The organism is Fulvivirga sp. M361, assembly GCF_007097395.1.
In the GTDB taxonomy this organism is placed as follows: Bacteria; Bacteroidota; Bacteroidia; order Cytophagales; family Cyclobacteriaceae; genus Fulvivirga.
Genome location: NZ_VKDC01000067.1, coordinates 1 through 7,706 on the forward strand (window position 1 = coordinate 1; position 7,706 = coordinate 7,706).

The window sequence follows — 7,706 nt, forward strand, 5'->3', positions numbered from 1 at the left end:
ATCATATAATTATGAGCCAGAGGCTTTAGGAAAAACGAGTGTTTTTTTGGGAGTGAGCTATGGAAAAAGTGAGAGCGTTGAAAAAAAGTGTACAGACTACTATGCAGGCGGCTCGGTCGCGAGAAGGGCCAATACACCGAATAGTTATTTTGAATCACCCACTGATACAGTAAAAAGGAACTTCGGACAATATTACCGCTGGGGTTTTCAGGGACAGTTTGCAGAAGAGGATAGTGAAACGGGTTGGAATAGTTTCGAGCTTAGGATGTATGATCCGGTGATTAGTAGGTGGACAAGTTTGGACCCTTACAATCAATACTGGTCCCCTTATATGTCTATGGGTAATAACCCAGTGAATAGAGTTGATCCTGATGGAGGACTGGATGATGTTTTCTATGATTCTAAGACTGATCAAACCAGAGTTGTACGTACCAATGATAATTTTGATAGACATTTCGTTGATGGTAAACTAGTTGGTTATGCTGGTCAAGGTTCATGGAAGGCTGCATTCCCAGGTGCTAGTGTATTTAATAACTATACTAGTTTTTATCAGGATGTTTATGGTTCACGATTGTTAGATGAAAATTTCTTCGCTAAAGCATTTAATTCAGCTAGTACATTTGATCATCAATTATCTCTTTTTCAAGCTAGGCAGAATGAAAATGGTGCTAATTATTTAGCTACGGTAGGTGGCTCAGTTGGTTTACCTTTAGCGGCTATTGGAGCTGGTGAACTAGGGGGTGTGGCCCTGTCTGCATATGAAGCAGGGTTAATACCTACTTCGACGTTAGATGCATACGCTCTGTATGGTACTTTAAATGCTCAATTGAATACGGCTTTAACTCCTATTTTACAGAAAGCAGTATTTTCGTTAGCTATTAGTAGTAGGATGATCCTCTACTCACCATCTATTCGTAGGCATGGTGATAAGATTTTCAGGAAGATGATAGAGTTTGGAACAAGAGGCAAAGTTGATGTTGGTAAGCTGGGGCAAGACGCCTTTAAAATATATAATGATGCGAAGAAGGCAATTAATAACGCTAATTAGTAGGTAATGGGCGACATTACACAAAATGCTGAGTTCATCAAATTATTTAAAACAGCGAGTAGTGCTGAAGAGTTTGAACAAAAATCAATAGACCTTTTTCGAGAAAACGTTAAGGTATTTTCTGATTTTCTTTATTTAGCATTTTACTTGAGAGTTGAACGGTATTTATTGCTGAAGAGGTTTCCAGAAAAAAATGGTATTGGACGTGAGGAGAGTGTAGATATTTATTTTCCCCCTAGTAAGCTTAATGAGAGTTTGAACGACCTTCAAGCTAATATAGATTTGATAGTTCCAAGGCCTACTTTTCCTAAATGGAAATGGTTGGTTATTTTAATATCAGTTGTAGTTCCTATAATCTTACTAACAAGTTTGTTTATATACTCTCCTGAAATTTTACTTGTGATTTTAGAAGTAAATTTAGTAGGCGGTCTGCTTATAGCATTACTCTCTATTCTGTTGCTTATTATCTATATAAAGCCAGCATTTTTTAGGATTGATAGTTTGCCAAATGTCAAGAGTTTTGATGACTTCATTCTGAAAATCTTAGAGATAAACAGGATATTTTTCGAAATAAATGATTATGAGAAATCTCGAAATGAACTAAGGGCAATGTATGAGAATCCAGTAATTTTTGATTAAACTATCTGTTCTGCTTGGGCCGATTTAAGAAGCATATGCCTTTCTATTCTTAATTTCTCTGATAACGGCATCAAGAGTGAAAAAGACCTGTTTTTTTTCTTCCTCAGAGAAGTTATTGATGTCTTTGAGTCGCTGTATCATGGCGGGATCTTTGAGCAGGTCATCTTCTTCGGTCTCACCGAGTAGATAGCCCACCGACGTTCCGAGCAAAGCGGCGAGTTTTTTAGCCGCTTCAATGGAGGGGTTTATCTCATCGCGTTCATATCTACTGATTACCGAAATAGAGGTATTAAAGAGTTTGGCTAACTCCGTTTGCGAGAGCTTCTTCTCCTTGCGTAGTGCTGCTATTTTCTTGCCAAATGAGAGCATAATTAACCTTAAAGGGTGTTTTTTGATCCTAAAAACAGGAATGTGTCAAAAATACTAACCTGAAATGAGTTAAAAAAATAAGATAAGGGTTGTTAAAATAATGTGATAAGATTAAATTTGACCAGATACGGTTAAAAATTAAATTTATCATGCTCGACACCACCAACCTTGAAAGCCTACTCTACGAAGACCAACTACTAAAACAAACCGTACTGGGTGGGATCAAGCTTGAAGGATTGGATCGGATGCGGGTCACACTGAAAGTAGAGCTGAAAGCTACCCAACGCCCACCGGTACGCCATAACCTCGACCTATACAATGACAACCAACTCGAAAAATTCATTCGAAAAGTGGCCGAACGGTTAGAGATCGGTACCAGTGTGATAGCCGCCAGCCTTTCCGCGTTGACCGAACAGCTTGAACACTACCGCCTGGAACAAATCAAACGCGAACAAGCCGAACAGGTCAAACTCCTCACTTTAACCCCACAGCAACAGGAAGAAGCTACTAACCACTTGAAAGCCGCAAACCTTCTGGACCAAACCTTATCAGACCTGCAGGGAAGTGGGATCCAGGGGGAAGCCTTCAATAGCCTGATTGTTTATTTAGCGATGACCAGCCGGAAATGCCAGGACCCCTTAAGTGTGATCTGCCTGGCTAAAAGCGGGGCAGGCAAAAGCTACCTGATGGAAAAAGTAGCCGAATGCATCCCTGCCGAAGACCGAAAAGAACATACCCAGTTTAGCGGTAACAGCTTTTACTACTACCAACGGGAAGAAATCAGAGGCATGGTCTTTTTGATCGAAGATTTGGACGGAGCCCAAGCCGTATTATTCCCCATCCGTGAACTCCAAACCAAAAAACGGATCAGTAAAACCGTGACCGTTAAAGACAAAAACGGGCAATTAAGAACCGTCACCCTAATCGTAGAAGGCCCTGTTAGCGTGATCGGCTGCACCACCAGAGAAAAAGTCTACGAAGACAATGCGAACCGAGCTATCCTCATCTACCTGGACAACAGTAAGGAGCAAGACGAACGTATCATGCACTACCAAAAACAACTACGTGCCGGATTGATCGACAAAGCAGGAGAGAAGCAACTCCAACAAAAACTCCAACACAGGCAACATCTACTCGAAACCGTCAACGTCATCAATCCCTATGCTCCCCTGATCGACATTCCTAAAGAAATCTTCAAACCCAGGCGAACCTTGCCTATCCTATTATCCTTCATTGAAGCCATCACCTTTTACCATCAATACCAGCGTGAGCAAAAAGCCGATGAAAATGGCGAACTGTTCATCGAAACCCATCCCCAGGACATCGAATGGGCTTTTAAACTATTAAGAGATGTACTGTTCCGAAAATCAGATGAGCTAAGTGAAGCCGCCCGCACCTTTTACGAATGGATCAAAGCCAAAGACCGAAAACTACCCCAAAAAGGCTTTTACGGCAGCGATATACGCAAAGAAAACCGGATACATCCACGAACCTTAAACCGCTACCTGCAAGAGCTTACCGATTATGGGCTGTTACAGATCATAGGCGGCAACAAACATAAAACCGGCTATTGCTACAAGATCGTACCGAACAAAGACTATGAGACCCTACAAAAAAGTATAGACCAGCAGGTCGAAAAAGTGCTAAAAGCTGTGCAAGAAGCCCATACAGCAAAAAGTAAGAAACCCAAGCGTAGGACAAGTAGGAAACCAGTAGGACAGTCACTTAACTGACCTACATAACCTGTTGAAGATCAAAACAAAACGGCCAGTCGGACAACACTAACCCAAAACGTAAGCGGATGAAAAATTTACCACTCCAATCAGAAGCCTTCCAGTACGTAGAAAAGAGCTTTAGCGAGTGGTTAGATATTTTGGGTTATGCCCCGAGCACCGTTTACGGATTGCCTAACCACGTCAGGGAACTCCTTTACTGGCTAGAGCAACAAGGGCACACCCAACTAAAAGACCTTGACACCCCCCTAATCCGAAATTATTACAATCAACTAAAGAGTAGAACCAACCAGCGCAGAGGCGGGGGATTAAGCAGTGCCTACCTGAACAAACATTTACAAGCCCTGTACAAATTTGCTGACTACCTGCGGCAATCCGGAAAACTGTTCTTACCCGCGTTAGGCATCGAATGGGAATCCGATACCACCCAAGAAATCACTGTACTCGAACAGGAAGAAATCAAACTTTTATATCAGGCCACTTATGGGTTTAATGAAGGCACACAACTGGAACACTTTAATGCCAGGGACAGGGCAATGCTTACTATTTTTTATGGCTGTGGGTTAAGGAGAAATGAAGGCTATCAACTGAATGTAGAAGACATCAACTTTGACAAACAGTTAGTACATGTAAGGAAGGGAAAAGCCTATAAAGAACGGTTCGTTCCTTTTAACAAAACCAATTTAGAGTACCTGCAAGAATACCTGTACGATGCCCGCCCCAACCTCATCAAAGGCCTACGGGAATCCGCTTTTTTGATCAGTCAACGTGGCAAACGCATGCAAACCCAAAGTATGGCCTTACGCTTGCGGTTATTACAGCAGCGAACAGATGACATTCACTTACAACAAAAAGAAGTACGGTTGCATGTACTGCGCCACAGCATAGCTACGCACTTACTTCAAAATGGGATGACACTGGAAAAGATCAGTCGTTTTTTAGGACATAGCAGTTTAGAATCCACCCAGGTGTACACGCATTTAGCAGGTATAACGCAAGAGCGAACCCAACCCTTTAGCAACATTCCCCAGTACGAAACGATCCAACTTGATGAGTAAAATACGATTAGGCAAAACCGCAGACAGCAGAACAAGGGGGAAGGCCAACAAGCCGATACCAGCAGATACAGAAAATGCATTTATCAATTACCTTTTGCGTAAGGGGTACAGTGCCAGAACAGCTAAATCCTACCAGGAAGATGTGAACAGGTTCAGTGCATGGATTAACAAAGAGAATACAACATTAGAAGAAATCCGCTATGCTGATGTGCTGCACTACGTACAGAGTATGCGCCATCGGGTAGATCAAAGTACCATTAGCGGTGCAGTCAACAGCCTAAGACACTATTTTAAACACCATATCCAGCAAGGAACCCTTACCGACAACCCCACCGATCAGATCGAGATCAAAGGTGTAAAAAAGAATCGGGTGTACGATGTGTTAGAACCGTTAGAATTAGAACAGATGTACCACCAATTTATCATCACACCGCTTACTACCAAACACAAGCTGAAAGACTTAGAAAAACAAAGAGATACCGTCATGTTAGGATTGCTGGTCTATCAAGGCATTACCGTACAAGAGCTGATGGATTTACGACCAGAGGACATTAAACTAAGACAAGGAACCATAGCGATACCAGGAGGGAGAAAAAGCAACAGCAGGGAATTAAAGTTAGAAGCCGTCCAAATACTGGACATCCAGGAATACCTCTCAAAAACCCGAAATGAAATCCTACAAGCTATTAACAAGGAGTCAGAACAACTTTTTGTCAGCATAGGAGCAAGCTCCACCCTTTATCCCACACTCAGGAAGTTTACCAATACCATCAGAAAACAAACGCCACGAATAAAAGACTTGCATCAGATCAGGGCAAGCGTAATCGTAAAGTGGCTGAAAAATTACAACCTGCGCCAAGTGCAATACATGGCAGGCCACCGCTTTGTAAGCAGCACCGAAAAGTACAAGCTTAATGACCTACGAGACTTACAAGAAGATATTAACAAGTTCCATCCAATGGGCTAAAACCATTACCTTTAATCCTGATACCATATGAACATTAAATTGACTAACTCCCAAAAAATAAAGATCCTTTGCTCGGATGACATTTACAGCATCATGCAGAAAATCCTATTGCGTGAAAACAAGATCGACCGCAACCGCGAACACTTCTGGACGATCAGCCTGGATAATGCACATAAGATATTGAACATAGAATTAGTGAGTATGGGTTCTGCGACCAAAACGGTAGTAGAGCCTATGGAAGTGTTCAGCATACCTTTGCAAAAGCGAGCGGTCCGGATCATTCTGGTGCACAACCACCCTTCAGGGGAGATCAAACCTTCCAAAGAAGATCTTGACATTACCGATCGTCTGATCCAGGCAGGCCGTATCTTACAAACGCCTGTGTTAGATCACCTGATCATCACCGAGAAGACATTCTTTAGCTTTGAAGATGTGGGACTGATCAAGGAGTTGGAGCAGAGCACCAAATATGTGACGGCGTATGAGTTGAAGCGGCGCTATCAAAAAGAAGCTCTAGAAAAAGGAAATATAGAAGGGAAGAAGGAAAAGGCCATAGAAATGGCTAAAGCGATGAAGGAAGAAGGTATAGCGATAGAAATCATTGCTAAAATATCAGGCTTATCACCAAATACGATCAAGCGATTAAAAACCAAATAAAAACCCCAAAGAATACGCATATCAATGAGTGAAGTTAGCATACCCGATGAAGTGATCATGAATAAGATTTACAGTATACGGGGTCATAAAGTCATGTTAGATCGTGATTTGGCAGAACTGTATGGAGTAGAAACCCGTGCTTTAAAACAAGCTGTACGACGCAATAAAAAACGCTTTCCAGATGACTTTATGTTCGAGATGAATCAAGAGGAGTTCGAGCATTGGAGATCACATTTTGTGATCTCCAAAGAAGATAGGAAAGGGCTTCGTTATTCTCCTTTTTGCTTCACAGAGCAAGGGTTGACGATGCTTTCCTGCGTGCTAAATAGCGATCAAGCCATAGAAATGAACATTCGTGTGGTGCGTATTTTTACCCAAATGCGTCAACTGCTTCTAACCCATAAAGACCTATTGATCAAGGTCAATGACCTGGAAGCAAAAGTGTCTAACCAAGGTAAAAGCATTAAGCAAATCTTCGCCTATCTAAAAGAGTTGCTCAAGGAGCAAGACCACCCTAGAGATCCGATTGGTTTTAAGACAAAAGGGAAAAAAGATTAGGAGTCGCGTTGCTCCGAGTTCATGACTTTGGTTCCGTCAAGCTCCACCAAAGCTTGGGAATAAGGTGTGTCTGCGGTACTCGGCCGGGACTGCGCTCCATAAAAAGCAAGGCTATACAAGCTCCCTTTGGTCGGCCTTGCTTTTTACTCCACTTGCCCGTCCTGTGTTCCTCGCCACGGCTGTTCCCTTTTACCTTTTTGATGAGTTATTAAGCCTGACGGCGCTATGGATAAAAAAGTAAACCACAGCCCGTGTTATTGCTCGCCTGCGGCCGCCATCAGACACGGTCAGTCGGGCTATCGCCCTTTTCCTGCCCGGCTTCTGTCGGACTCGCACGCGTCTCGCGAAAGATCAACCCCCAACCCCAATCATGGGGCTTTTATCGTTGCAGTAGTCCTTAGCAGCGCCAAGAGCCGATACCACCAGAAGTTAATAAGCAGTTGGCTTGCATCATTTTTTTGAGCTAAGCACGCCGCACAAGCTGTCCATTGCCTAAGCGCACTTAGCTCAAAAAAACGGTATTAGCTTGCTAACCTCCTGTTAATGAATGGAGGTTTGTACAACAAAAAAATAAAAATGAAATGAGATTGTACAGAACGGTTTTTGCTTTTGTACAAGGTGAAAATATTTTTTTAAAAATGTTGTACAAGGTTGTACAATCTCAAAAAGAAAAAAAT

At 42.3% G+C, this 7,706-nt stretch carries 8 protein-coding genes; 7 read left to right on the plus strand and 1 reads right to left on the minus strand.

Annotated elements, in window-relative coordinates; genetic code table 11:
• The coding region (locus tag FNH22_RS31205; RefSeq protein ID WP_305038377.1) for an RHS repeat-associated core domain-containing protein at positions 1-1,048 on the plus strand (1,048 nt) is incomplete at its 5' end.
• Positions 1,049-1,054: 6 nt separating this feature from the next.
• Complete coding sequence (locus tag FNH22_RS31210) at positions 1,055-1,687, plus strand: hypothetical protein (RefSeq protein WP_143402463.1); 633 nt, start codon at positions 1,055-1,057, stop codon at positions 1,685-1,687.
• A 24-nt stretch (positions 1,688-1,711) separates the two neighbouring features.
• Here FNH22_RS31210 and FNH22_RS31215 read toward each other — a convergent pair whose 3' ends face one another.
• Entirely contained in the window at positions 1,712-2,056 is a 345-nt protein-coding gene (locus FNH22_RS31215) for a helix-turn-helix domain-containing protein (protein ID WP_143402464.1), read from the minus strand.
• A gap of 149 nt (positions 2,057-2,205) precedes the next feature.
• Between FNH22_RS31215 and FNH22_RS31220 the strand changes: the two genes are divergently transcribed.
• The 5 genes from FNH22_RS31220 to FNH22_RS31240 all read left to right on the plus strand — a co-directional run bounded on the left by FNH22_RS31220 (position 2,206) and on the right by FNH22_RS31240 (position 7,029).
• Entirely contained in the window at positions 2,206-3,789 is a 1,584-nt protein-coding gene (locus tag FNH22_RS31220; protein ID WP_143402465.1) for a hypothetical protein, read from the plus strand.
• Positions 3,790-3,857: 68 nt separating this feature from the next.
• Positions 3,858-4,847 (plus strand): tyrosine-type recombinase/integrase, encoded by a 990-nt coding sequence (locus FNH22_RS31225; protein ID WP_143402466.1) that lies wholly within the window; start codon positions 3,858-3,860, stop codon positions 4,845-4,847.
• The gene (locus FNH22_RS31230; protein WP_143402467.1) at positions 4,840-5,814 is read left to right on the plus strand and encodes a site-specific integrase; all 975 of its coding nucleotides are present in this window, start codon (positions 4,840-4,842) and stop codon (positions 5,812-5,814) included. Before FNH22_RS31225 ends, FNH22_RS31230 begins: the two co-directional genes overlap by 8 nt.
• A 27-nt stretch (positions 5,815-5,841) precedes the next feature.
• The gene (locus FNH22_RS31235; RefSeq protein WP_143402468.1) at positions 5,842-6,471 is read left to right on the plus strand and encodes a JAB domain-containing protein; all 630 of its coding nucleotides are present in this window, start codon (positions 5,842-5,844) and stop codon (positions 6,469-6,471) included.
• Between the two features lie 24 nt (positions 6,472-6,495).
• Positions 6,496-7,029: an ORF6N domain-containing protein gene (locus tag FNH22_RS31240; protein WP_143402469.1), complete on the plus strand. Its 534-nt coding sequence runs from the start codon at positions 6,496-6,498 to the stop codon at positions 7,027-7,029.
• Positions 7,030-7,706 lie beyond the last annotated feature (677 nt).

Bases quoted from the DNA above. Each gene is read 5' to 3' on its own strand.
- FNH22_RS31225 (WP_143402466.1), top strand. From the start codon at position 3,858: ATGAAAAATTTACCACTCCAATCAGAAGCCTTCCAGTACGTAGAAAAG.
- FNH22_RS31215 (WP_143402464.1), bottom strand. From the start codon at position 2,056: ATGCTCTCATTTGGCAAGAAAATAGCAGCACTACGCAAGGAGAAGAAG.
- FNH22_RS31230 (WP_143402467.1), top strand. From the start codon at position 4,840: ATGAGTAAAATACGATTAGGCAAAACCGCAGACAGCAGAACAAGGGGG.
- FNH22_RS31220 (WP_143402465.1), top strand. From the start codon at position 2,206: ATGCTCGACACCACCAACCTTGAAAGCCTACTCTACGAAGACCAACTA.
- FNH22_RS31210 (WP_143402463.1), top strand. From the start codon at position 1,055: ATGGGCGACATTACACAAAATGCTGAGTTCATCAAATTATTTAAAACA.
- FNH22_RS31240 (WP_143402469.1), top strand. From the start codon at position 6,496: ATGAGTGAAGTTAGCATACCCGATGAAGTGATCATGAATAAGATTTAC.
- FNH22_RS31235 (WP_143402468.1), top strand. From the start codon at position 5,842: ATGAACATTAAATTGACTAACTCCCAAAAAATAAAGATCCTTTGCTCG.